Origin of the sequence: Brevundimonas faecalis, assembly GCF_040549405.1 — a bacterium.
GTDB lineage: Bacteria > Pseudomonadota > Alphaproteobacteria > Caulobacterales > Caulobacteraceae > Brevundimonas > Brevundimonas faecalis.
In genome coordinates, this window is the sequence record NZ_JBEPTF010000003.1 from 439,058 (window position 1) to 461,787 (window position 22,730).

At 67.2% G+C, this 22,730-nt stretch carries 21 protein-coding genes and 2 tRNA genes; 14 read left to right on the forward strand and 9 right to left on the reverse strand.

Annotated elements, in window-relative coordinates; genetic code table 11:
• The first annotated feature begins 2 nt into the window (after positions 1-2).
• From dksA to gltX, 3 genes are all read left to right on the forward strand, one after another.
• A complete protein-coding gene (dksA, locus tag ABIE19_RS13115; protein WP_354089642.1) occupies positions 3-398 on the forward strand; it encodes an RNA polymerase-binding protein DksA in 396 nt (131 codons plus the stop codon).
• 130 nt (positions 399-528) lie between these two features.
• Entirely contained in the window at positions 529-888 is a 360-nt protein-coding gene (locus ABIE19_RS13120; RefSeq protein WP_354089643.1) for a DUF4377 domain-containing protein, read from the forward strand.
• Positions 889-1,106: 218 nt separating this feature from the next.
• Positions 1,107-2,456 carry a glutamate--tRNA ligase gene (gene gltX, locus ABIE19_RS13125; protein WP_354089644.1) on the forward strand — a complete coding sequence of 450 codons (1,350 nt, stop codon included), beginning with the start codon at positions 1,107-1,109 and terminating at the stop codon, positions 2,454-2,456.
• 83 nt (positions 2,457-2,539) lie between these two features.
• On the opposite strand, the gene ABIE19_RS13130 is transcribed toward gltX, so the two are convergent.
• Positions 2,540-2,836, reverse strand: a complete 297-nt coding sequence (locus tag ABIE19_RS13130) for a DUF8200 family protein (protein ID WP_354089645.1) — start codon at positions 2,834-2,836, stop codon at positions 2,540-2,542.
• Positions 2,837-2,951: 115 nt separating this feature from the next.
• The gene (locus tag ABIE19_RS13135) at positions 2,952-3,557 is read right to left on the reverse strand and encodes an LOG family protein (protein WP_354089646.1); all 606 of its coding nucleotides are present in this window, start codon (positions 3,555-3,557) and stop codon (positions 2,952-2,954) included.
• A gap of 121 nt (positions 3,558-3,678) precedes the next feature.
• Between ABIE19_RS13135 and ABIE19_RS13140 the strand changes: the two genes are divergently transcribed.
• Positions 3,679-4,383, forward strand: a complete 705-nt coding sequence (locus ABIE19_RS13140; protein WP_354089647.1) for a hypothetical protein — start codon at positions 3,679-3,681, stop codon at positions 4,381-4,383.
• A gap of 223 nt (positions 4,384-4,606) precedes the next feature.
• Positions 4,607-5,401, forward strand: coding sequence for a transporter (locus tag ABIE19_RS13145; protein ID WP_354089648.1), 795 nt, complete (start codon positions 4,607-4,609; stop codon positions 5,399-5,401).
• On the opposite strand, the gene ABIE19_RS13150 is transcribed toward ABIE19_RS13145, so the two are convergent.
• Positions 5,398-6,414, reverse strand: coding sequence for an alpha/beta hydrolase family protein (locus tag ABIE19_RS13150; protein ID WP_354089649.1), 1,017 nt, complete (start codon positions 6,412-6,414; stop codon positions 5,398-5,400). The two genes, ABIE19_RS13145 and ABIE19_RS13150, sit on opposite strands and share 4 nt — an antisense overlap.
• A 195-nt stretch (positions 6,415-6,609) precedes the next feature.
• Between ABIE19_RS13150 and ABIE19_RS13155 the strand changes: the two genes are divergently transcribed.
• Positions 6,610-7,278, forward strand: coding sequence for a TorF family putative porin (locus ABIE19_RS13155; RefSeq protein WP_354089650.1), 669 nt, complete (start codon positions 6,610-6,612; stop codon positions 7,276-7,278).
• Positions 7,279-7,456: 178 nt separating this feature from the next.
• Here the strand turns inward: ABIE19_RS13155 and ABIE19_RS13160 are convergent, their stop codons facing one another.
• Positions 7,457-9,769: a methyl-accepting chemotaxis protein gene (locus tag ABIE19_RS13160; protein ID WP_354089651.1), complete on the reverse strand. Its 2,313-nt coding sequence runs from the start codon at positions 9,767-9,769 to the stop codon at positions 7,457-7,459.
• A gap of 158 nt (positions 9,770-9,927) precedes the next feature.
• Here ABIE19_RS13160 and ABIE19_RS13165 point away from each other — a divergent pair, with 158 nt between their 5' ends.
• A complete protein-coding gene (locus tag ABIE19_RS13165; RefSeq protein WP_354089653.1) occupies positions 9,928-10,353 on the forward strand; it encodes a hypothetical protein in 426 nt (141 codons plus the stop codon).
• A gap of 283 nt (positions 10,354-10,636) precedes the next feature.
• Here the strand turns inward: ABIE19_RS13165 and ABIE19_RS13170 are convergent.
• A tRNA-Asn gene (locus tag ABIE19_RS13170) sits at positions 10,637-10,711 on the reverse strand.
• 111 nt (positions 10,712-10,822) lie between these two features.
• Here ABIE19_RS13170 and ABIE19_RS13175 point away from each other — a divergent pair.
• Positions 10,823-11,632 carry a TrmH family RNA methyltransferase gene (locus ABIE19_RS13175; protein ID WP_354089655.1) on the forward strand — a complete coding sequence of 270 codons (810 nt, stop codon included), beginning with the start codon at positions 10,823-10,825 and terminating at the stop codon, positions 11,630-11,632.
• Positions 11,633-11,676: 44 nt separating this feature from the next.
• Here ABIE19_RS13175 and ABIE19_RS13180 read toward each other — a convergent pair.
• Positions 11,677-11,750, reverse strand: a tRNA-Cys gene (locus ABIE19_RS13180).
• Positions 11,751-11,880: 130 nt separating this feature from the next.
• Here ABIE19_RS13180 and ABIE19_RS13185 point away from each other — a divergent pair.
• The 5 genes from ABIE19_RS13185 to ABIE19_RS13205 all read left to right on the forward strand — a co-directional run bounded on the left by ABIE19_RS13185 (position 11,881) and on the right by ABIE19_RS13205 (position 18,556).
• Positions 11,881-12,510: a protein-L-isoaspartate O-methyltransferase family protein gene (locus ABIE19_RS13185; RefSeq protein ID WP_354089656.1), complete on the forward strand. Its 630-nt coding sequence runs from the start codon at positions 11,881-11,883 to the stop codon at positions 12,508-12,510.
• A gap of 127 nt (positions 12,511-12,637) precedes the next feature.
• Positions 12,638-14,206, forward strand: a complete 1,569-nt coding sequence (locus tag ABIE19_RS13190) for a TolC family outer membrane protein (RefSeq protein WP_354089657.1) — start codon at positions 12,638-12,640, stop codon at positions 14,204-14,206.
• Between the two features lie 127 nt (positions 14,207-14,333).
• On the forward strand, positions 14,334-14,918 hold the full coding sequence (locus ABIE19_RS13195; protein ID WP_354089658.1) for a DUF2497 domain-containing protein: 585 nt from the start codon (positions 14,334-14,336) through the stop codon (positions 14,916-14,918).
• A 168-nt stretch (positions 14,919-15,086) separates the two neighbouring features.
• The gene (locus tag ABIE19_RS13200) at positions 15,087-17,828 is read left to right on the forward strand and encodes a valine--tRNA ligase (protein WP_354089659.1); all 2,742 of its coding nucleotides are present in this window, start codon (positions 15,087-15,089) and stop codon (positions 17,826-17,828) included.
• Positions 17,825-18,556, forward strand: a complete 732-nt coding sequence (locus tag ABIE19_RS13205) for a TlyA family RNA methyltransferase (RefSeq protein ID WP_354089660.1) — start codon at positions 17,825-17,827, stop codon at positions 18,554-18,556. Before ABIE19_RS13200 ends, ABIE19_RS13205 begins: the two co-directional genes overlap by 4 nt.
• 73 nt (positions 18,557-18,629) lie before the next feature.
• Here the strand turns inward: ABIE19_RS13205 and ABIE19_RS13210 are convergent, their stop codons facing one another.
• The gene (locus ABIE19_RS13210; RefSeq protein WP_354089661.1) at positions 18,630-19,289 is read right to left on the reverse strand and encodes a glycine zipper 2TM domain-containing protein; all 660 of its coding nucleotides are present in this window, start codon (positions 19,287-19,289) and stop codon (positions 18,630-18,632) included.
• A 210-nt stretch (positions 19,290-19,499) separates the two neighbouring features.
• Between ABIE19_RS13210 and ABIE19_RS13215 the strand changes: the two genes are divergently transcribed.
• Positions 19,500-20,744: a class I SAM-dependent RNA methyltransferase gene (locus ABIE19_RS13215; RefSeq protein WP_354089662.1), complete on the forward strand. Its 1,245-nt coding sequence runs from the start codon at positions 19,500-19,502 to the stop codon at positions 20,742-20,744.
• Positions 20,745-20,753: 9 nt separating this feature from the next.
• On the opposite strand, the gene ABIE19_RS13220 is transcribed toward ABIE19_RS13215, so the two are convergent.
• Positions 20,754-21,827 (reverse strand): PA0069 family radical SAM protein, encoded by a 1,074-nt coding sequence (locus ABIE19_RS13220; protein ID WP_354089663.1) that lies wholly within the window; start codon positions 21,825-21,827, stop codon positions 20,754-20,756.
• 80 nt (positions 21,828-21,907) lie between these two features.
• Positions 21,908-22,687 (reverse strand): lysophospholipid acyltransferase family protein, encoded by a 780-nt coding sequence (locus ABIE19_RS13225; RefSeq protein WP_354089664.1) that lies wholly within the window; start codon positions 22,685-22,687, stop codon positions 21,908-21,910.
• Between the last annotated feature and the right edge of the window lie 43 nt (positions 22,688-22,730).

Genomic DNA, 22,730 nt, shown 5'->3' on the forward strand with positions numbered 1-22,730 from the left:
TCATGTATCGTCCCACGGAAGACGAGCCGTTCATGAATGAACGGCAATTGGCCTATTTTAAGGCCAAGCTGCTGACCTGGAAGGAGGACATCCTCCGCGAATCCAAGGGCACGGTCGTCAATCTGAAAGCTGAAACCGAAAACCACCCGGATCTGGTGGATCGGGCCTCGTCGGAATCCGACCGGGCGCTGGAGCTTCGGACTCGCGATCGGCAGCGCAAGCTGATCTCCAAGATCGACGACGCCTTGCGTCGGATCGAGGACGGCACCTACGGCTATTGCGAGGACACGGGCGAACCGATCGGCCTGGGCCGGCTGGAAGCCCGTCCGACGGCGACCCTGTCGGTCGAGGCCCAGGAGCGTCACGAGCGCCGTGAGCGGGTTCATCGCGACGACTGATCGGCCTGGCGTTTTCGTCAGATGACGAAAAATTCGGGAAACCTCCAAGTTTGAGCCATGTTGCGATGCAATATGACGCGCTGTGGCGATGTTTCTGTCGCCATGACGTCAAATCGAACAAGGATCGTCCATGACCCGAGCCATAGCCTCTCTGTCCGCCTTCGCCTTGCTGGCTGTCGGCGCCTGCGCCCAGATGCCCGCTGTCGGGTCGGTCGGCGTCGGTCAGGCCGTCGAGAAGACGGTCTATGTGGCGGCCGAGACCCGTCCCTGCAGCACCGGCGTGGCGCGCGTGGAATGCCTGCAGGTCCGCGAGAGCGTGGATCAGCCCTGGACCCTGCACTACTTCGGCTATGAGGGCTTCGAGCACAAACCGGGCGTCGAGTATCGCCTGCGCGTGCGGGGAACGCCTGTCGCCAACCCGCCGGCCGACGCCTCTTCCGTGCGCTGGTCGCTTATCGAAATCCTAGATCAGAAGCCTGCGCGCCCCTGACCCCTGTGTCCGGCCCCTGTGTCCGGTCCGCGTTTCAGGCCGTGCGTCTCTTGACTTCGGCGGGCGCGTGATCGACCTAGACAGGCGCTGGAACGGCGTCGCGCCCACGCGGGTGCGACGCCTTTTCGACGTTTTCAGAGACTGGACGATCCGCTGAGCGCCTTCCCGGCCACGGCGGGCCGCCCGGCCGCCTTTGCTTTCAGGCACGCAGGATCCTCATGTCCGTCAAGGTTCGTTTCGCTCCGTCTCCCACGGGTAAGCTGCACGTCGGCAATGTCCGCACGGCTCTGGTGAACTGGCTGTTCGCCAAGGGGCAGGGCGGCAGCTTCGTGCTGCGGATCGACGACACCGACCTGGTCCGTTCGACCAAGGAGTCGGAAGACAATATCGAGATCGACCTGAAGTGGCTGGGTCTGACCTGGGACGAGCGCTACAACCAGTCCAAGCGGTTCGACCGCTATGAGGAAGCCGCAGAACGGCTGAAGGCCGCCGGCCGGCTCTACGCCTGCTATGAAACGGCCGAAGAGCTGGATCGCCGCCGAAAGGTGCAGTTGTCGCGCGGCCTGCCGCCCATCTACGACCGCGCCGCCCTGAACCTGACGGATGAGGAAAAGGCCGCGCTGGAAGCCGAGGGCCGCCGTCCGCACTGGCGCTTCAAGCTGGAAGGCAAACGGGTCGCCTGGGAGGACCTGTCGCGCGGCCACGCCGAGGTGGACACCGCCTCGATGTCGGACCCGGTGCTGATCCGCGAGGACGGCCTGTTCCTCTACACCCTGCCGTCCGTGGTCGACGACATCGACATGGAGATCACCCACATCATCCGGGGCGAGGACCATGTCACCAATACGGGCGCCCAGATCGAGATCTTCGAGGCTCTGATCCAGGAAGGCCTGGGGACCAAGGTTCCGGGCTTCGCCCACATGCCGCTGCTGGTCGGCGCCGACGGCGCGGCCCTGTCCAAGCGTCTGGGCTCGCTGGCCATCATCGACATGCGCGCCGACGGCTATGAGCCGATCGCCATCACCAGCCACCTGGGCAAGATCGGCACGTCCGACAACCTTGAGGTCGCGGCCTCGCTGGAGGAGCTGGGCGCCGGTTTCGCTTTCTCCAAGATGGGCCGTTCGCCTGCCCGCTATGACACCGCCGACCTGGATCGCCTGAACGCCCAGGCGGTGCACGCTATCGACTACGCCGAGGCCAAGCCTCGCCTGGAAGCCCTGGGCGTCGACCTGGGCGAGACCTTCTGGAACACGGTGCGGGCCAACCTGAACCGGTTCGGCGATGTGGCGGACATGGCCAGGATCGTCACCGGCCCGGTGACGCCGGTGATCGAGGACGCGGCCTTCGCGGCGGCGGCTCTTGAAGTCCTGCCCGAGGTCATCGACGAGAACGCCTGGTCGGCCTGGACGGCGGCGGTGAAGGAGAAGACCGGCGCCAAGGGCAAGGGCCTGTTCATGCCGCTGCGGCTGATCCTGACGGGGCAGGCGCACGGACCGGACATGGCGGCCATGGCGCCCCTGATCGGGCGCGAGGCAATGGTGCGTCGTCTGAAGGGCGAGGCGGGCTGATCCAACCTTTCGGTCGCCGAACATGAGAAAGGCCGCCTTCCTGCGAAGGCGGCCTTCTTCTTTTCTGGGACTGCTGAGGCCGATCAGGCGGCGTTGCAGACGGCCAGGGCCTGTTCGTCCAGGGTTTCGCCCCTGTAGCTAAAGGTCGTGACCGGACCCAGCTTGGCGACCACGCGGCGGCAGGCGCGCGAGGCGGGCTGGTTCGCGCCGCCGGTGGCGGTGCAGGCGGCGCCTTCGCAACGCCAGGCGGCGCCGTCGATGATCAGGCGGCCAGCCGGGGCCTTGGCGGCGTCGGCCAGGGTCAGGCTGGTGGCCGGGGCGTCGGAAGCAAAGGCGGGAGCGGCCGCGAACAGGACGGCGGCGGCGAGAAGAGCACGCATGGAAGGAACTCCGGAAGGGGCAGGGCTTTCGCCCGGACGCGCCATAGTCCGTTTTCTTTTGAAACTGTCAATGCGGTTTCATGTGACGGATCGACGCTGGGTGACCCGTGTTTACTTACCGACGATCATGTTTCAAGTGGGGCGTAGCCTCGGCTTTCTTCATGACCTCGATCGCTTCCTCGACCGTGTCCACGCTGACATAGGCCTCCAGGAAGCTGGCGGGGGTCATGCCTTCCTGGACGCTGTGGCGGATCAGGGCGAAGTAGTTTTCCCAGAAGCCGTTCAGATTCAGGAAGATGACCGGCTTGGCGTGGAGGTCCAGACGCTTCCACGACAGAAGCTCGATGGCTTCCTCAAGCGTGCCGATGCCGCCGGGGGCGACGACGAAGACGTCGGATTGATCATACATGAGCTGCTTGCGCTCGTGCATGGAGGTGACGACGATCGTCTCCACATCGTCGAACAGGCGTTCGCGACTGCGCAGGAAGGCCGGCATGATGCCGACGACGCGGCCGCCCTCGGCATGGGCTGCCCGCGCCGAGGCGCCCATCAGGCCGACGCCGCCGCCGCCGTAGACCAGACGCCAGCCCGCCTCGGCCGTCGCCTTGCCGAACTCGGTCGCGGCCTGGACATAGCGCGGATCGGCGCCGTCGGAGGAACCGCAGAACAGGCAGACCGAGCGCCCTTCAAAGGGGGCGATATTGGCGGACGGAAGGGACATGGAGCCTCGATACAGGTAGGGAGACAGGGCGGCGCAGGCCGCGCTATCTGAGAACGACAGGCATATAGCGACGCGGGTCAGGATGAAACGTCGGATTGTGGTTCCCCTGGGAGCGATCCTCATGTTGCTGGCCGCGTGCGGCGCGCCGGAACCGGGCGTCGGAGGCGGCCAGGCGCGCCGTCAAGACGACGGCTGGACAGCCGCGCCGCGCATCACGGCGGTGGAACGTCAGGGGACGGGCGGTCTTGTGGTGCGGGGCGCGGCCTCTCCGGGCGCGCGGGTCGTGCTGCGCGGCGGACAGGATGCGGTCTTCGCCGCCGGCGCCGATGCGACCGGGCGATTCGAACTGAACATAGGCCGCCTGACGGCCCCCGTCGTCCTGACGCCGGAGGTGCAGATCGGTCAGTATCCTGCGCCGGGGCCGGAGCGGCTGCTGCTTGTGGAACAGGCGGAAGCGCCGCTGGCGGCCTTGCTGGTGGAGGGGCAGGCCAGTCGGCGCCTGTCGCCGGCGCCGGTCCTGGACGTGGTGGACGGCGACGGGGCCGGCCTGGTGGCGTCCGGTCGCGGGCGGCCCGGCGCGCAGATTTCCGTGTCGGCCGATGGAAGCACGCCGGTGACGGTCGGGGTCAGCGCGGACGGTCGCTGGGTCGCGGCTCTGCCGTCGACGGCGGATCGGGCGACGCACATCACGGTGGGCGACATCGGCTTCGACTATCCTGGGCCAGGATCGGCCGGCGATCGAATCGAGCGTGCGGGAAGCGGGTGGCGTGTAGCGCAGGTCCTGTCGCCGTCGGCGCGTCTGACCAGCTGGTTCCCGGATATGTGATGTGCCGATTTGGCACGATTTACGCTTGGTTAACCAAACCAGTTGAACAAGGCAGACGTCTTCTTTCATCGAGGACACCACCATCACCAAACCACTTCAAGCCCGGCGCGCCTGCGTCGGGCTTTTTTCTGTCCGCTGGACCGGTTGCGTCCAGGGCGCCATGTCTGGGCGGGAAGAGAGGGGTGGTCCGATGACGGATGGTTTCAGGTTGAGAGCCCTTGCCTTGAGCGGCCTGGTCGCTGCGTTGGGAGCCGCGCCCGGTTTCATGGCGCAGGCGCAGGAGCGCGACTTCTGCGCCGCGCGGCCGGGGAAGGGCGCTCCCGCCTGCATTCTGGACGCCGGCCAGTGGCAGGTGGAACTGGGGCTGGTCGATTTCGCGCGGCAGACGGACAGCGCCGGGCGAAGCACGACCTGGACGGCCGGCGATATGCTGATCCGCAGGGGCGTCGGCCCGGCGACGGAGCTGCAACTCGGGATCGCGGCCTATAGCCGGGAACGGACGACGGAGCGCGGCGGGGCGCTGTCGCATACGTCGGACGGCGTGGGGGACTTGAGGCTGGGATTCGCCCACTCCCTGCGCAATCCGGATGGATCGGGGCTGGCGGTCGCGGTGAGCGGCTATGTCTCACTGCCGGTCGGTTCGCCCGAGGTCACGGCGGACGTGATCGAGGGCGGGGTGGTCGTGCCGATCTCGGCGCCTCTGAGCGCGGACTGGAGCCTCAGTCTTTCGCCCGGCGTCGACATGGTCGCCGACGCGGACGGCGAGGGGCTTCATGCGGCCTATGCCCTGGCCGCGGGCGTCGGTCGCAGCTTCGGCGCCTGGGCCCTGGGCGGCGAGCTTTGGGTCAGCCGGGACGAGGACCCTCAATCTCCGTCGACCCAGGCGACCTTCGATCTGACCGCCGTCTGGACCCCGCCGGGCGTCGAGGACGCCCAGATCGATTTCGGCGTCAACTTCGGCCTGAACGACGACAGCCCGGACATAGAGCTGGGGCTGGGCTTGGCGAAGCGGTTCTAGGACGCGGGCTCGGCCATGACCCTGGCCCAGACACGGTTCCAGATTTCCCCGGCGATGGAGATCTTCTTGCCCGGATTGTTCGGGTCCGGCGCGCGGAAGCCATGGTCGGCGTCCGGATAGACCCAGTAGTCGAGATTGGTGCGGCCCTGGGACAGGAAGGCGACCATGGCGAAGTCGGTGTTGATGATGGGCGCCTTGGGGTCGTCGCCGCCCTGGACGAGCAGCAGGGGGATGTCCAGGGCCAGCATGTCGTCGACCGCCGCATGGGGGCCGAAGCCCGACCATCGCCGGTTGGCCTCGCCGATGAAGCGTCTGTCCAGGCTGAGCGGATCGGCCTGGATCGCCTTGATGTCGGTGAAGATGTTCTCGACGGAGGCCTGAGCTTCCGCGCGGGAGATTTCGCCTCTTTCGGCGCGAAGGCGTTGGTCGATGATGAAGTCATAGTACTGCGGCAGGGCCAGGCCGCCCCAGCCCACGGCCTTGTCCGCATGGGCGAGGCCCGCCACGGCGAAGACGTATTGCGCACCTTCCGATCCGCCGATCACGACGACGCGGTCGATCCGGTCGCCCAGGGTTTCGCGCGCGGCCGAGATGGCCAGGGCGGTGCGGGCGACCAGGTTGTCGCGCGACAGTCCGGCCCGATAGGCGGGGCTGTCCAACTGGATCGGGCGTCCGGTCGCTTCGTCGAAGACCATGTCGGCGACGAAGGGAAGGCCGGGCTTGTCGATCAGCAGGAAGTGGGCGCGGTCGCGGAACGCTAGCAGTTCGCGTGGAAAGCTGACGCCCCGGCCGCCGTCGCTGAAGTTCTGGAAATGCGGATAGGCCCCGGAGCCGGGCAGCCAGACGACGAGGGGGCCTTTCGCCCCGGGGTTCACGTTGTCGATGTGCCAGGCGATGTCGCCGAAGGCCGAATCATGGGCGACATGATTGTCGAATTGGGTGGGCGAAACGGCGTCTTGGGCCATGGCGGGGCCGACGATCAACATCGCAATCGTCGCTAACACTGCTCGCATGACCCGCCTCTCGAGAATTCCAGAAGGCCTGACGATGGGCGACGGAGCGGTCGGCTCAAGTTAATTCCGGGTCATGGTTCGCAAGGCGCCGTCCGCTGCGCAACGAGCCGTCGGTCGATGAACGGCGTCGGTCGGTTTTCCTCAATGTTTTTGTGAGCACAGGAAGGGGAACCATCAGACATTCGGGGATGACTTATGAGATTGGTGCTTGCCTGCGCTTCGGCGTTGGCTGTTTTCGGCGCGGGCGAGGTTCAGGCCCAGGCCAAGCCTGAGGTCGCGTTCAACCTGGGCGTGGTCAGCGACTATGTCTTCCGCGGCGCGAGCCAGACGGGCGGGGACGCGGCCCTGCAGGGCGGGGTGGATGTGAGCCTGGGCGGCTTCTACGCCGGCAGTTGGGCGTCCAACGTCGACTTCGGAGACGATACGGACGCCGAGGTCGATCTCTATGGCGGCTATCGCACGGAGGTCGCGGGCTACAATCTGGAGTTCGGAGCCGGCGGCTATTTCTACGTCAATGCGCCCAGCGGTTCGGACTACAACTATGTGGAGTTCAAGGCCCTGGCGTCACGGGCCGTGGGGCCGGTGACCGTGGGGGCGGCCGTCTATCATTCGTTCGACTATTTCGGCGTCGACGACAAGGCGAGCTATGTGGAGGCCAACATCGCCTTTGTTCCGGCCGAGCGCTGGAGCATTTCGGGCGCGGTCGGCCATCAGTGGCTGGATGTGAGCAGCGACTACGCCGCCTGGAACCTGGGCGCGACCTATGCCCTGACGGACCATCTGGCCGTGGACGTCCGCTATCACGACCTGGACAACCCGCAGGCTGACGCACGCGTCACGGCGGGGCTGAAGGCCAGCTTCTAAAAGCAGAAAAGGCCGGCGTTCGAGGCGATTTCGCCTCCGCCGGCCTGATCGTCTCTGCCGATGTCCGGCGTCGAGAGCAAAAGAAAACAGACAATCCGAACGGGCCGAAACGCCTGGGAGCGCGCCGCCTTCGTCGCCGCCCGCCGTCAGGGACGGAGGCGACGACGCGGGGAGGGGATCAGAACTCTTCCCAATCGGCTTCCGCCGCCGCGAGATTGCGGCCGCCGACGGTCTTCAGCACGGCCACGGGACGGGCGGTCTCGACACGGCTCGGCGCGGTTTTCGCCTGAGGCGCCGACGCGCCCTGGCGGATGCGGAAGCGGCCCATCATGTCGGCCAGGCTGCCCGCTTCCTGGGCCAGGGAGTGGCTGGCGGCGGTGGACTGTTCGACCATGGCGGCGTTCTGCTGGGTCATCTGGTCCATCTGGTTCACGGCCGTATTGATCTCGGCCAGACCGGTCGCCTGTTCGCGGGCCGAGGCGGCGATGTCGGACACCAGGCTGCTAATCTCGGCCACTTCGGTGATGATGCGGGTCAGGGCCTCGCCCGTGCCGTCCACCAGCTTGACGCCCTGGTTGACCCTCTGGGTGCTAGCGCCGATCAGGGTCTTGATCTCCTTGGCGGCCTCGGCCGAGCGTTGGGCCAGGGCGCGGACTTCGGAGGCCACGACGGCGAAGCCGCGTCCGGCGTCGCCTGCGCGGGCCGCCTCGACTCCGGCGTTCAGGGCCAGGAGGTTGGTCTGGAAGGCGATTTCGTCGATGACGCCGGTGATCTGGGCGATCTGATGGGCGGAGGCCTCGATGTCGTGCATCGCCGCGACCGCCTCGTTGACGACCTCGCCGCTGCGGGTGGCGTTGCCGCGCGCCGCGTCGACGATGCCGCGCGCCCGCTCGGCGCCGTCCGAGGCGTGGCGGATGGTGGTGGTGACTTCTTCCAGGGCGGCGGCGGTCTCCTCCAGGGAGGCGGCCTGCTGCTCGGTGCGACGCGACAGGTCGTCGGCGGCCTGGCTGATCTCGGAGGTGGTCGAGCGGATGCCGCCGGCGCTGCCGATGATGGCCGACATGGTGTCTTCCAGGCGGCCCATGGCGGTGTTGAAGTCGTCCTGCAGCTTGCGATAGTCCTGCGGGAAGGCGGCCTCCAGGCGATAGGTCAGGTCGCCGTCCGACAGGCGCGACAGGCCTTCGCCGACCGAGGCGACGACGAACTTCTGCTCTTCCTCGGCGGCCTGACGGACGGCGTCGTTGCGTTGGCGCTCGACCTCGGCGGCGGCGCGGTCGCGTTCCTGTTCGGTGCGCAGGCGACCGGTCTCGGCCAGGTCGTGGCGGAAGCCTTCTAGGGCGCGGGCGATGCCGCCCACCTCGTCGGCGCTGGCCGTGCCCTTGACGGGCTCGTCGTAGCGGCCTGCGTTCAGCGCGCCGACGGAGGCGGTCAGTTGGGCCAGCGGCAGGCGGACGACGCGCTCCGTCACGAAGAAGAGGGCGCCCAGGACCAGGCCCAGGATGACCAGGCCGCCGATCATCATGGCGATGGCCAGGCGGTCGGCGGGGCCGTTGATCGCGGCCGAGGGAATGTCGGTGACAAGAGCCCAGGTCGTGTTCAGGTCGCCGAAGGGCACGGGGCTGACCAGACGCTCGATCCGCTCCTTGCGCAGGTCGCGCAGGCCGTCCAGCCGCGCGGCCTTGCCGCTGGAGATGACGCCGCGCACCTCGTCGGGACGGGCTTCGGCGTAGGGCTTGGTGCGCAGGGCGGCGTCAGGGTGTGAAACCCAGTTGCCGGCGCCCGACAGCAGCATGACGCGGCCGGTGTCGAACGGCTTCATCTCGCCCAACATGCCCGACAGGCCGTCCAGGGCCAGATCGACGCCGGCCACGCCGATCACCTTGCCGCCGGACTTCACCGGATAGGCGATCGAGGTCATCAGCACCGTCTTGCCGCTGACCTCATAGGGATAGGGTTCGTTCAGGACCGGCTTTCCGGTCGTGAAGGGCTGGACGTAGTAGGGCTGTTCGTAGTCGTTGACCGAGTTCAGCGGCTGCATGGAGATCTTGCTGCCGTCGTTGACCCAGTAGGGCGTGAAATAGCCGTTGGAGTTGGAGCCCAGGTCGGTGCGGCCCGCCATGGCGGCGTCCATGCCGTCGAAGGCGCCCGGCGAGGCCATGAACCAACTGCCCGTGACCAGGGGCGTGGCGGTGGCGGCCGGCTTCAGCATGTTCATGATGGTGCGACGGTCACGGACGCCGGATTCGTGCGCCGTGCCGATCATCTCGGCGATGGAGCGCGCGGCGGTGTCGGCTGCGCCGATCCGGCCGTTGACGCTGGAGACCGCGCTTTCGCTCAGGGCCTCGGCGTAGTCATGCGACAGACCGCGCGCGACCGACCGCGTATTCTGAGACACCGCCACGGCGGCGCAGAGCAAAAGGACGCCAGTCACGGCGCCGCCGGCCAGAAGCAATTTCCCGGCGACCGATAAGTTCTTGAATCCGCGCATCATCACCCTCGTTTTCACGAGGTTCTAATGTAACTTTCTTAAAGATCAGCTGATGACGGAACGCTGTGACGGTAAGCTGAGGCCATGCGTCGTAGTTACGGTTGCGCTTTGATCGACGCGGCATATCGTAACGTGAATGTCTGAGCGGAGCGGGGGCGTGGATGCGGCTGGCTTCATTTATCGCGGGAGACGGCCCGAGTCGCCTTGCCGGCGCGACCCTCATCCTCTCCATCGCGCTTGGCGGCTCATCCTTGGCGGGCGAGGCTGATAGGCTCTCAACCTCGGAAATCGCCGCCCTGTTGAAGGGGGTTGTGGTTCGTCTCGACGAACACCGCTCGGGCGTCAGAACTTCGAACCGCGGCGAGGTCTTTCTGGAAGGCGGCGCCTATATTCGCCTGGAGGACCGAGCTTCTTCGGCTGGAAGATTTGAAATCAGAAACGACCAGGTCTGTGTGCGCCTGAACGGCCGTATGGAAGAGCGGTGCTTATTTGTCTTTGCGTCAGACGGACAGTTCTATTTCTCAGATACGGGCGGCGCGGGGCTGAGTGAGCGATGGCCGGTCGTCATCGACCCTCACGTCCCTTAATTTTCGTCTTTGGGAATGTCCTGAGGGGCTGCGTCTACAGTGTTTACTCGCTGCAAGGCGTCCGTGGGGCCGTGAGCAGTCATGCCTTGAGCCTCGGCCGACGTCTGAACATTCACCATGCGCTGCGGCCGAGAAGATCGCTAGCGCACCAAGGCCTCTCCGCCTTCTGCATGCCGAACGGCGGTGGAACGTCACGCAGTTTCAGGATGTCGGGGAAGAGGAGGGAGAGAGGTAGGTCGCTCTAAAAAATAGCCAACTATTTTTGAGCGCTTAGGCCCCCGAGTGGCTCCGCGGGTAGGATTCGAACCTACGACCAGCCGATTAACAGTCGGCTGCTCTACCACTGAGCTACCGCGGAACATCCCCTCGGGGGAGGCCGGCGTATAGCAGCGCCCTTTTGATTCATGCAACGGGCAAATTGCAGAAAACGCCGAAATTTTTCATCGGGAAGCGGGTTAGAAGGTCGGGCATGAATCTGATCTCCGTCTCCGATCCCGATGATCCCTGCGTCAGCGCCTTTCGCGACGTGAAGGAGCGAGACCTGACGGGGCGGCAGGGGCTGTTCGTCGCCGAGGGGGAGGTGGTGCTGCGCGTCCTGGCGTCGAAGGCGTCCCTATGCGCGCCGGTCTCGGTTCTGATCGCGGAGAAACGCCTGGAAGGGCTGCGCGAGGTTCTGGAGGCCCTGCCGGAAGGAACGGCCGTGCATGTCGCGCCTCAGGCTGCGCTGGACGCCGTGGCGGGGTTCCATCTGCATCGCGGGATACTGGCCCTGGGGCGAAAGCCGGCGCCTGTGGGCGTGGAGGCGTTTCTGGACGGCTTGCCGGAACGGGCTGTGATCGTCGGAGCGTGCGGAATCGGCAATCACGACAACATGGGCGGCCTGTTCCGCAACGCGGCCGCCTTCGGGACGGCGGGCGTTCTGATGGACCCGACCTGCTGCGATCCCTTCTATCGCAAGGCGATCCGGGTGTCGGTCGGCGCGGTTCTGCGCACCCCCATGGCTTTCGGCGCGTCGGGCGGGGCCATGGTCGAGGCTCTGCAGGCGAGGGGATTCGAGGTCCTGGCCCTGACGCCCTCGGCGACGCAGGCCCTGTCCGAGCTGCGGCCCGCGCCGCGCACGGCGATTCTCCTGGGTTCGGAGGGGCCGGGGCTGTCGGCACAGGTGATCGCCCGCTGCCGTCCCGTCGGGATTCGCATGTCCGGAGGATTTGATTCCCTGAACGTGGCGGCGACCAGCGCGGTGGCCCTGCATCACGTCACCACGGCGGCCGCGCCCTAGGGCGCGGTGAACGGATAGGGGAGTTTTGAAGGGTTAGCTCGCGATGGAGGCCTGACCGGGAATCGAACCCGGGTGCAAGGATTTGCAGTCCTCTGCGTCACCACTCCGCCATCAGGCCATTGGGCCAAATCAGGGGCCCGAACCATCGCGAGGGGCGTCAGCTATCAGATCGGATTGTCGGCTGCAACGCACGGACCTATAAGCGCCGCAGATTTCTTTGCTTAAGCCGACCTGAAGGACCTCGGAACATGGATTTCGCCGCCGCGCGCAAGGTCATGCTGGATTCCCAAATCCGGGTGAACGACGTCACGGACCGTGACCTGCAGGCCGCCTTCGGCGCCGTCGAGCGCGAACGATTCTGCGCGCCGGACCGCGCTTTCTCGGCCTATGCCGATGTTCAACCGGAAGTGGCGGGCGAGCGTCGCCTGATGCTGCCGCGCGATCTGGGCAAGCTGATGCAGGCGCTGGACGCCCGCGCCGGCGAAAAGGCCCTGGTTCTGGCCGGCCCCTATGCTGCGGCCGTGCTGGCGCGCATGGGTCTGACGGTGACGGCCCAGGATTCGGACGGCGCCGTCTTCGAACTGACGGGCGAGGCCCTGGCCGAGGAAGGCGTGGCGACCGTGGTCGCGCCGCTGAACCAGCCACAGGGCGAATCCTATGACCTGATCGTCAGCGAGGCGGCCGTGCCGGCGCGTCCCGAGGCCTGGCTGGCGGCCCTGCGTCCGGGCGGACGCCTGGCCGTGGTCGAGCGCTCCGGCCCGATCGGCAAGGCGGTCCTCTATGTTCGTGGCCGTGAAGGCGTGTCGCGTCGCGAGCTGTTCGACGCCTCGCCCGCCGTCCTGACCGAGCTGATCCCGGAGCCGGCTTTCACGCTCTGAGTCGCGACGGATGCGGGCGCCCGCTGCGTGAAAAAAACTTAACTGGCGCAAGGCGGGCTGAGGCCCCAACTACGCTGCACAGAGAATATGGGGCGCGCCGTCGGGGGCGTCAGGCAGGAACAGGTTCATGTTGAAACGCTCGCGCGCGCTCGCTTCGGTCGGTCTGATCGCCCTCGCGGTAGGGGCGAGCGGCGCGCCCGCATGGGCCGAATCCCTGCAAGAAGCCATCGGCCTAGCCTATCGCACCAACCCGACCCTGCTGGCCCAGCGCGCCAACCAACGCGCGCTGGACGAGACCATCGTCCAGGCCCGCTCGGGCCTGCGTCCGACCATCAACGCCTCGGCCGGCGTCGACTACAACCGCGTCCATACGGATCGCGTGCGCAATCCGGGCCAGTCGTTCGGGATCGACACCAACGGCGACAACGTCCCCGATGCGGTTGGAAGTCTGCCGGGCTCGGTCTCGGGCGGGACGGTTGAAAGCGACGGCGCGACGGCGGGCGTCAGCCTGTCCCAGAACATCTGGACCGCCGGGCGCACGGCGCGCGGCATCGACGCGGCTGAAGCCAATGTCCGCGCGGGCCGCGAGAACCTGCGCGGGGTCGAGCAGCAGGTCATGGCCTCGGTCATCCAGGCCTACGCCGATGTGGCGCGCGACCTGGAAGTCCTGCGGATCCGCCAGGAGAACATGACCGTCCTGCGCCGTCAGTTGGACGAATCGAACGCCCGATTCGAAGTGGGCGAGATCACCCGGACCGACGTGGCCCAGTCCGAGGCCCGCCTGGCCCAGTCGGAAGCCGATCTGGCCAACGCCCAGGCCCAGCTGTCGGTTTCGCGCGCGGCCTACGCCGCCGTGGTCGGCCAGGCCCCGACGAATCTGCAGGCCCTGCCGCCCCTGCCGGGCCTGCCGACCGATTTCGATGCGGCGCTGGACGTGGCGCTGGCGGAAAACCCCGCCGTCCTGGCGGCGGTGCATTCGCTTGAAGCCGCCGAGGCCAATGTGGCGGCCGCCCGCTCTGAATACCTGCCGTCGGCGCGTCTGACGGCCTCCTACGGCGGGGCGGCGAATGATCTGTCGGGCTTCGACCTGACGGACCGCACCACCTTCACCGCCGGGGCGACCCTGTCGGTGCCGCTGTTCACCGGCGGCCTGAACCGCTCGCGCGTGGCCCAGGCCCTGGAACGCGCCAACGCCGCCCAGATTGGCGTTGAAGGCGAGCGTCGCGGCGTCCTGCAGACCGTCAGCTCGGCCTATGCCCAGACGGTGGCGGCCAAGTCGACCCTTCAGGCCGGTCAGGAAGCCGTGCGCGCCGCCTCGGTCGCCGCCGAGGGCGTGCGCCAGGAGGCTCAGGTCGGCCTGCGCACCACCCTGGACGTGCTGAACCAGGAACTGGAGCTGCGCAACGCCCAGGTGACGCTGGTCAGCGCGCGCCGCAACGAATACGTGGCCCAGGCCCAACTGCTGGCCGCCATGGGCCGCCTGGGCGGACCCAACCTGGATCCGAACATCGAAGCCTATGACGCCAAGGCCAACTACGACGCCGTGCGCAATCGCGGCGCCCTGCCGTGGGACGGCGTGGTCGAGGCCCTGGACCGCGTGGCCTCGCCCGGCATCAAGCCCGCCGCCGACGCCGAGGACGCGCCTGTGGACCGTCAGTTGAAGGGCGAAGTGGTTCGCACCGCGCCCGGCAATTGAGGCCGAACCACGGGTAACGGCGCAAAACGCTCGTTGATTCCGACGGGCGTTGGTGCGACGACAGACAAGAGGGGCGGGCGAGTCAGTCGCCTGAACCCCGTTTCGCTTCGCTCGCCAAGGTTCTGCCATGACCGACCAGACCGCCCAGGAACCGACGATGGAAGAGATTCTGGCGTCGATACGCCGGATCATCTCCGAAGACGACGCTCCGGCGGAAACGGCGGCGGCTGCGCCTGAACCCGTGGTCGAGGCCGAGCCGGAGCCTGAACCCGCGCCTGTCGTCGAGGCCGCCCCGGTCGAGGAAGAAGTTCTGGAACTGACCGAGCCCTATGAGGCGCCGGCGGCTGAATCCATCGGCGATCTGGACGTGGCCGAGGCCGCGCCTTTCCCCGCCGCTGTCGAGCCGGAACCGGTGTTCCAGGCCGAACCCGAGCCTGCGCCCGCTCCGACAGCCTATGATTCCCTGGTCGGCGAAAGCGCCGCCGCCAGCGCGGCCTCGGCCTTCGCCGGCCTGGCCGCCACCTTCCAGAAGCCGGAGGCGCCCGCCGCCGCGCCGTCGATCGCTCCCTTCGTGAGCGGCAATACGGTCGAGGCCATGGTTCAGGAGATGCTGCGTCCCATGCTGAAGGCATGGCTGGACGCCAACCTGCCGGGCATCGTCGAGGCTCAGGTACGCAAGGAAGTAGAACGGATCGCCCGCAGCGCCGGCTAACCCTTGGCTTGACCTGACACTCAGCCAAACAGGGCGGCTCCGGCGGGGCCGCCCTTTCGCATTTCAAGAAATCGCTTTCCCAGCCGCGACGCGCCGCCCGCGGGGCGCTAGGGAAGAAGACAGACACCCTGATCGCACGTCGAGCGATAGGGATCGAAGAGAATGACCATGCTTGAGAAGACGTTCGAACCCCAGGCCGCCGAGCCCCGTCTCTATGCCCAGTGGGAAGCCAGCGGCCTGTTCGCGCCGCGCGCGGCCAAGCCCACGGACGGGGCGGCCGACGCCTATTCGATCGTCATCCCGCCGCCGAACGTGACGGGCAGCCTGCACATCGGCCATGCGCTGAACAATACGCTGCAGGACATCCTGGCCCGCTATCATCGGATGAAGGGCAAGGCGGTCCTGTGGCTGCCCGGCACGGACCACGCCGGCATCGCCACCCAGATGGTGGTCGAGCGCAAGATGGCGGCAGAGGGCAATGTCGGCCGCCGCGACATGGGCCGCGACGCCTTCATCGAGAAGGTGTGGGAGTGGAAGGCCGAGTCCGGCGGGACCATCGTGCGCCAGCTGCGCCGCCTGGGCTCGTCCTGCGACTGGTCGCGCGAACGCTTCACGCTGGACGAAGGGCTGAACGCCGCCGTCCGCAAGGTCTTCGTGCAGTTGCACAAGGACGGCCTGATCTATCGCGACAAGCGGCTGGTGAACTGGGATCCGCACTTCCAGACCGCCATTTCGGACCTGGAGGTCGAGCAGAAGGAGGTCGAGGGCGCCTATTGGCACTTCGCCTATCCGTTGGCCGACGGCGTGACCTATCAGCACCCGACGACCTTCGACGAAGACGGCAAGGCCACCGAGTTCGAGACGCGCGACTTCATCGTCGTCGCCACCACCCGGCCGGAGACCATGCTGGGCGACACGGGCGTGGCCGTTCACCCGGAGGACGAGCGCTACAAGGGCCTGGTCGGCAAGTTCGTGATCCTGCCGATCACCGGCCGTCGCGTGCCGATCGTGGCTGACGACTATGCAGATCCGACCAAGGGCTCGGGCGCGGTGAAGATCACGCCCGCCCATGATTTCAACGACTTCGGCGTTGGAAAACGTGCAGGACTTGAAGCTCTGAACGTCATGGACGCCTTCGGCCGCATCACCGCCGCCGACACCCCTGACGTGCCTGCCGAATACGAGGGCATGGACCGCTTCGCCGCGCGGAAGGCCATCGTCGCCCGCGCCGAGGAAGAGGGCTGGCTGCGCGAGATCGAAAAGACCCGGCACGTCGTCCCGCACGGCGACCGCTCGGGCGTCGTCATCGAACCGTGGCTGACGGACCAGTGGTACGTCGACGCCAAGGTCATGGCCCAACCCGCCCTGAAGGCGGTCGAGGAGGGCGCGACGGTCTTCGAGCCGAAGTCCTATGAGAAGATCTACTTCGAGTGGCTGCGCAACATCGAACCCTGGTGCATTTCGCGTCAGCTGTGGTGGGGCCACCGCATCCCGGCCTGGTACGGCCCCAACGGCGAGATCTATGTCGCCGAAACAGAAGAGGACGCCCGCGAGCAGGCGTTGGCCGACTATGATTCCGAGGTCGTGCTGACCCAGGACGAGGACGTGCTGGACACCTGGTTCAGCTCGGCCCTGTGGCCCTTCTCGACCATGGGCTGGCCCGAGAAGACCGAGGACCTGCAGCGCTTCTATCCGACCAGCGATCTGGTGACGGCGGCGGACATCATCTTCTTCTGGGTCGCCCGGATGATGATGATGGGCCAGCATTTCATGGGCGAGGTCCCGTTCAAGCGTGTCATCATCAATGGTCTGGTCCGCGACGAGAAGGGCCAGAAGATGTCGAAGTCCAAGGGCAACGTCATCGACCCCCTGGGCATCATCGACGAACTGGGCGCCGATCCGCTGCGCTTCACCATGGCCATCCTGTCGGGCACGCGCGACATCAAGCTGTCGAAGCAGCGCATTGAAGGTTATCGCAATTTCGGAACCAAGCTGTGGAACGCCGCGCGCTTCAGCCAGATGAACGAGGCCAAGCGCGTCGAGGGCTTTGATCCGGCGACGGTCGAGCAGACCATCAACCGCTGGATTCGCGGCGAACTGACCAAGGCCGAGCGTCAGGTGTCCGACGCCATCGAGGGCGGCCGCTTCGACGATGCGGCAGGCGCCCTGTACCGCTTCGTCTGGAATGTCTTCTGCGACTGGTACCTGGAACTGGCCAAGCCGGTGTTCAACGGCGCGGACGAGGCCGCCAAGGCCGAGACGCGCGCCATGACCGCCTGGACCATCGACCAGACGCTGAAGCTGCTGCACCCGGTCATGCCCTACATCACCGAGGAGCTGTGGGCCGAACTGGGCAAGGAAGGCCCGGCTCGCGACGGCCTGCTGATGGGGGAAACCTGGCCCGTGCTGCCGGACGCCTTCATCGACGCCTCGGCCGAGACCGAGATCGGCTGGCTGGTCGATCTGGTCGGGGAAATCCGGGCCCTGCGAGCCGAGATGAACGTGCCGCCCTCGGCCAAGCCGCCGCTGGCCTTCGTCGCGCCGGACGCCGTGACGGCCGAGCGCATCGCGCGCCATCGCGATCTGATCCTGACGCTGGGCCGCGTGTCCGAGGTCGCCGTGGCCGAGGCCGCGCCGGCCGGCGCCGTGACCTTTGTTTCCGGCGGGGCGACCGTGGCCCTGTCGCTGGCCGGGATCATCGACCTGGCCGCCGAACGTGTGCGCCTGGAGAAGGAGATCGCCGTCTTCGAAAGCGACATCGGCCACGTGAACAAGAAGCTGGGCAACCCCAACTTCGTCGCGCGCGCCGCGCCGGAAGTGGTCGAGGAACAGCGCGCCAAGCTGGCGGAGGCCGAGGCCGGCAAGGCCAAGCTGCAGGCCGCCCTGGCGCGCCTCAGCGAGATCGGGTGAAGACCAGGATCGACCAACTGCTGGTCGCGCGCGGGACTTTCGAGACCCGCGCGCGAGCCCGCGCCGCCATCGAAGCCGGGCGGGTGAGGGCGGACGGGCGTGTCGTCGCCAAGCCGTCCGAACAGGTCGCCGAGGACGCCGTGATCGAGGCCGAGGCGGCCCATCCCTGGGTCGGGCGCGGTGCGCTGAAGCTGGACCACGCCCTGGGTCTGTGGCCCGTGCCGGTTGAAGGGCGAGTGGTGCTGGACGTGGGCGCCTCGACCGGGGGCTTCACCGAGGTCTGCGTGGCGCGCGGCGCCGCGCGGGTCTTCGCCGTGGACGTCGGGCAGGGTCAGTTGCACGCCAAGGTGGCGGCCGATGCGCGGGTCGTGAACCTGGAAAGGACGGATGCGCGCGAGCTGACGTCCGTCGTCATCTTCGAGGTCCCGCAACTGGTCGTCTGCGACGCCAGTTTCATCAGCCTGTCGAAGGTCTTGCCTGCCGCCCTGACCCTGGCGGCGGCAGGGGCCGACCTGATCACCCTGATCAAGCCGCAGTTCGAGGCGGAAAGCGCCAAGGCCGTAGGCAAGAAGGGCGTGGTCAAGGACCCGGAAGCCCATGCCGCGGCGGTGCAACGCGTCCGCGTCTGGCTGGAGGAGACAGGATGGTCGGTTCAGGCCGTGACGGAAAGCCCGATCGCCGGGGGCGACGGGAACCTCGAATTCCTGATGTGGGCGCGCAAGGCCTGAACCCGAAAGATTTGAGGGCCGCCGGTAATCCGGCGGCCCTCGTCACGTCGTCGATCGACAGGGGGGCTGAAACTTAATCGACGACGCGATAGCGGCCGGACTGGTCGGGGCAGGTGCGCACGTAGCGCGTCTCGCTGCGACCGTCGGGAAGACGGATGCGGCTTTCAGCCAGACGGCAGTCGTCCTGGTCGCGATAGCGATAGTCCTGGGACTGCGGGCTGAAACCCGGATCGATGGACTGGGGATAGTCGCGATAATAGTCGTAACCGTCGCGCCGGTCGTAGTCGTAGCCGCGGCTGTCATAGCCGCGATTGTCGTAGCCGTAGGCCGGCGGGACATAGGAGCCGCCGTAATACTGGTCGTAGCCGTTGTTCGTGTTGCGGTAACGGCTGTCGCAGTTGGCCGAGCTGTTGCCCACGCCCGCGCCGATGGCGGCGCCGAGCACCCCGCCCAGGACGCTGCCTTCGGTGCGACGACCGCGCGCGGCCATCTGGGAGCCGGCCACGGCGCCGATGGCGGCGCCCAGAACACCGCCGGTCGTGGCGCGTTCACGCTGGGCCCCGGCGCAGGGGTCGTAATAGCGGCCCTGGGCGTAACCGTTGTTGGAATAGGCCGAAGGATAGCCGTTGCCGTAGGTCTGGGCGCTGACGGCGCCCGGGACCATCAGCGAGCCCGCGACAGAGAGGGCGGCGACGGCGGCTATGCTAGCCTTTTTGGTCAGTTGGCCGATCATGGTTCGTGTTCCTGTGACGAGGTTGGAAGCAGAACGGCTCCGGTCCCTGTCTGTTGCATCCAGTGATAGAAGGGCGAAGCTGAACGGGAATTGAGCGCGTCGTTCATCTTCGTTCATGTTTCGATTTTCGCGCCGGACGGGCTCAAGACGCGGTCCTGTAGCCAAGGTCGGAGTTCGCATCTGAACCGATTTCGCTCTAGAAGCCGCGCCATGACGCAGATGCTGACCATCGCCCGCATGGGCCATCAGGGCGACGGGATCGCCGAGACTTCGAACGGCCTGGTCTTCGTGCCGGGCGCACTGCCGGGCGAGAGGGTCTCGGCAGAGGTCAAGGACGGTCGGGCCGAGCGCTTCGACCTGATCGAGGCCAGCCCCGATCGACGGCCAATCCATTCGGAAACCTATGCGGAATGCGGCGTCGCGCCGCTGCAGCACTGGGCGGACGCGCCCTATCTGGCGTGGAAGCGGGAGGTGGTGATCCAGACCCTAGCGCGCGAAGGCCTGGAGACCGAGGTGGAGGCGACGGTGGCCGTGCCGCCGGCCAGCCGCCGCCGTCTGGCCCTGCACGCCCGTAGCGGGCCGAACGGGCGTGTCCTGTTGGGTTTCAAGGCGCGGCGGTCCTGGCGGTTGGTCGAGCTGACCGACTGTCCGGTGTCCGATCCCCGACTGACGGCGGCCCTGCCGGCCCTGGCGCGGGTGGCGGCGCCCTTCCTGGGGCATCCCAAGTCGGCGCCGACCCTGCACGTCACCCTGACCGACACTGGCCTGGACGTGGACGTGACCGGGGTGGAGAAGAAGTCGGGCGGCCTGACGGCGGACATGACGGCGAGGGCGATCGCGGCGGCGGCCGAGGCCGATCTGGCGCGGCTGAGCCTGGACGGAGACGTGCTGATGATGGCGCGCCAGCCGCGCGTGACCTTCGGTGGCGTCAGCACGCCCCTGCCGCCCGGCGGCTTCCTGCAGGCGGCGCCGGCGGCCGAAGCGGCCATGGTCGAGCGGGCGGTAGAGGCGGCGAGGGGCGCGAAGAAGGTCGCGGACCTGTTCTGCGGCGCCGGAACCTTCACCTTTCCTCTGGCCGAGATCGCGGCGGTGACGGCGGCCGATTCCGCGGCGGCCTCCATCGCCGCGTTGAAGACGGGGGTCGGCACGGTGAAGGGCCTGAAGCCGATCGAGGCCCAGGCGCGCGACCTGTTCCGCCGTCCCATGTCGCCCTATGACCTGAAGGGATGCGAGGCCATTGTTCTGGACCCGCCGCGCGCCGGCGCCTTGGAACAGACGCAGCAACTGCCAGGAACCAAGGCGGGGGTGATCGTCGGCGTATCCTGCAACCCCCAGACCTTCGCCCGCGACGCACACGTTCTGGTTGACGCCGGTTTCCGGCTGGAGAAGGTGACGCCCATCGACCAGTTCCTCTGGTCGACCCACGTCGAACTGGTCGGAATCTTCCGTCGCTGAGGGCGGCGATCAGGAGGCCAGGTCGAACAGGTCCATCTGCGGCCGCATGTCGGGCGGGACGCGGAACTTGCCGACATCCAGAGAAGGGCGCGGCGTATCCAGCCCATAGCGGCGGACGGCGGCCTTGAAGCGGGCGGCGATCAGTTCGGCGACCGGGCCGGTTCCCTTCATGCGCTGGGACCAGTCGGGGTCGTAGTCCTTGCCTCCGCGCGTCTGGCGGATCAGCGACATGACGCGGGCCGCGCGGTCGGGACGCGCGTCGGCCAGCCATTCACGGAACAGGTCCTTGATTTCAAGCGGCAGGCGCAGGGTCACGTACATGGCCGAGGTCGCGCCGGCTTTCTGGGCCGCCTCCAGCACCGCCTCCATCTCATGGTCGTTCAGGCCGGGGATGACCGGGGCGAAGCCGACGCCGACGGGACAGCCCGCTTCCGCCAGGCGGCTGATCGCCTCCAAGCGTTTGGCGGGCGTGGAGGCGCGCGGCTCCATGGCGCGCGCCAGGCCGCGATCCAGGGTGGTGATGGAGACGAAGGCCGAGGCCAGCCCTTCGCGTCCCATGGGCCCCAGGATGTCGGCGTCGCGCGCGATCAGCACCGACTTGGTGATGATGCTGAACGGCTGATTGAAGCGCTGCATGACCTCCAGGATCGAGCGGGTGGAGCGGGTTTCGCGCTCGACCGGCTGATAGGGGTCGGTGTTGCCGCCTATGTGGATGCGTCGGCAGACGTAGCGGGGCTTTGACAACTCCTGTTCCAGCAGACGCGCCCCTTCGGGCTTGAAGAAGATCCGGCTCTCGAAATCCAGGCCCGGGGATAGGCCCATCCAGGCATGGGACGGACGGGCGTAGCAGTAGATGCAACCATGTTCGCAGCCCTTGTAGGGGTTGATGGAGCGATCGAAGCCGACGTCGGGACTCGTATTCCTGGCGATGATGGTGCGGGCGTATTCCGGCGAGAGTTCAGTGCGCAGCGGTGGAACCGCCTCGTCCTGATCCGTCCAGCCGTCGTCGAATTCCTCGCGCCGGTCGGCTTCATACCGGCCCGAGTCGTTTGAGCGTGCGCCGCGTCCCTTCATCGCTTTCATGAGGGGAGCATGCCACAGGAGCGGAACAAATCAAGAACATTAAGAACGTGCGAAACAGGGCGATGGTGTTGGTCGCCAAGTCAGGCGGCTTTGGCGGCGGCCTTGGCCAGTTCGTCGGGCGTGAGGACGAGGACGGCAGGCGTCACGGGACGGCCCGTCGCCTCGGCGATCAGTTCGGCGGTCTTGCCTTCGATCGCGGCTTCGAGCCGGGTCAGGAACTCTTCCTTGGGCAGGCCGGTCGGAATGGGTTCCAGGAATTCCAGCGTCGCCGTCCCGGGTGTCTTGCGGTAGCTCTCCTGGGGCCAGAAGAGACCGAGGTTGGTCGCCAGGGGCACGACCGGCATGTCGAAATCGCGGTACATGTGCCAGACGCCGGAGCGATAGCGGAACTTCTCGCCGATCTTGGCCAGATTGCCTTCCGGATAGATCAGGATCTTGCGGCCTTCACGGTTGGCGTCGGCGGCGCGTTCCTTGAGGGCGGCGCGAGCGGCGTGGCCGCCGCAGTTGTTCACGACGATGGCGCCCAGCTTCTTCAACACCGTGCCCAGAAGGGGGAACTTCTCCAGGTGATCGCCGGTGACGAAGGCTAGGTCGTCGAACTGGTCATAGGTGGCGAAGCCGTCGCCCCAGCTCTGGTGCTTTGAGGCGACGATGAAGGCGCCGGACGGAAGCCGTTCCTTGCCGCGCACCGTCAGGCGGATGCCGGCGAACAGGGCCATGGCCTGAACCATGCGTCGAACATAGCGGCGAATGATCCAGGCGGTGGCGGCTCGGCCCGGCGCCAGGGCGGCGAAGGCGGCCGCCAGACCGTAACCGATCGACAGCACCCAGTAGGCGACGTTGAAAAGCAGGTTTCTCATGTCGCCGTTATGGCATGAAGCGACGGGTAGGTCGCAAGCGGCT

What these genes read in the sequence shown, in the direction of transcription:
- dksA (WP_354089642.1), top strand. Translation starts at nt 3, where the DNA reads ATGTATCGTCCCACGGAAGACGAGCCGTTCATGAATGAACGGCAATTG.
- ABIE19_RS13120 (WP_354089643.1), top strand. Translation starts at nt 529, where the DNA reads ATGACCCGAGCCATAGCCTCTCTGTCCGCCTTCGCCTTGCTGGCTGTC.
- gltX (WP_354089644.1), top strand. Translation starts at nt 1,107, where the DNA reads ATGTCCGTCAAGGTTCGTTTCGCTCCGTCTCCCACGGGTAAGCTGCAC.
- ABIE19_RS13130 (WP_354089645.1), bottom strand. Translation starts at nt 2,836, where the DNA reads ATGCGTGCTCTTCTCGCCGCCGCCGTCCTGTTCGCGGCCGCTCCCGCC.
- ABIE19_RS13135 (WP_354089646.1), bottom strand. Translation starts at nt 3,557, where the DNA reads ATGTCCCTTCCGTCCGCCAATATCGCCCCCTTTGAAGGGCGCTCGGTC.
- ABIE19_RS13140 (WP_354089647.1), top strand. Translation starts at nt 3,679, where the DNA reads ATGTTGCTGGCCGCGTGCGGCGCGCCGGAACCGGGCGTCGGAGGCGGC.
- ABIE19_RS13150 (WP_354089649.1), bottom strand. Translation starts at nt 6,414, where the DNA reads ATGCGAGCAGTGTTAGCGACGATTGCGATGTTGATCGTCGGCCCCGCC.
- ABIE19_RS13155 (WP_354089650.1), top strand. Translation starts at nt 6,610, where the DNA reads ATGAGATTGGTGCTTGCCTGCGCTTCGGCGTTGGCTGTTTTCGGCGCG.
- ABIE19_RS13160 (WP_354089651.1), bottom strand. Translation starts at nt 9,769, where the DNA reads ATGATGCGCGGATTCAAGAACTTATCGGTCGCCGGGAAATTGCTTCTG.
- ABIE19_RS13165 (WP_354089653.1), top strand. Translation starts at nt 9,928, where the DNA reads ATGCGGCTGGCTTCATTTATCGCGGGAGACGGCCCGAGTCGCCTTGCC.
- ABIE19_RS13175 (WP_354089655.1), top strand. Translation starts at nt 10,823, where the DNA reads ATGAATCTGATCTCCGTCTCCGATCCCGATGATCCCTGCGTCAGCGCC.
- ABIE19_RS13185 (WP_354089656.1), top strand. Translation starts at nt 11,881, where the DNA reads ATGGATTTCGCCGCCGCGCGCAAGGTCATGCTGGATTCCCAAATCCGG.
- ABIE19_RS13190 (WP_354089657.1), top strand. Translation starts at nt 12,638, where the DNA reads ATGTTGAAACGCTCGCGCGCGCTCGCTTCGGTCGGTCTGATCGCCCTC.
- ABIE19_RS13195 (WP_354089658.1), top strand. Translation starts at nt 14,334, where the DNA reads ATGACCGACCAGACCGCCCAGGAACCGACGATGGAAGAGATTCTGGCG.
- ABIE19_RS13200 (WP_354089659.1), top strand. Translation starts at nt 15,087, where the DNA reads ATGCTTGAGAAGACGTTCGAACCCCAGGCCGCCGAGCCCCGTCTCTAT.
- ABIE19_RS13210 (WP_354089661.1), bottom strand. Translation starts at nt 19,289, where the DNA reads ATGATCGGCCAACTGACCAAAAAGGCTAGCATAGCCGCCGTCGCCGCC.
- ABIE19_RS13215 (WP_354089662.1), top strand. Translation starts at nt 19,500, where the DNA reads ATGACGCAGATGCTGACCATCGCCCGCATGGGCCATCAGGGCGACGGG.
- ABIE19_RS13220 (WP_354089663.1), bottom strand. Translation starts at nt 21,827, where the DNA reads ATGAAAGCGATGAAGGGACGCGGCGCACGCTCAAACGACTCGGGCCGG.
- ABIE19_RS13225 (WP_354089664.1), bottom strand. Translation starts at nt 22,687, where the DNA reads ATGAGAAACCTGCTTTTCAACGTCGCCTACTGGGTGCTGTCGATCGGT.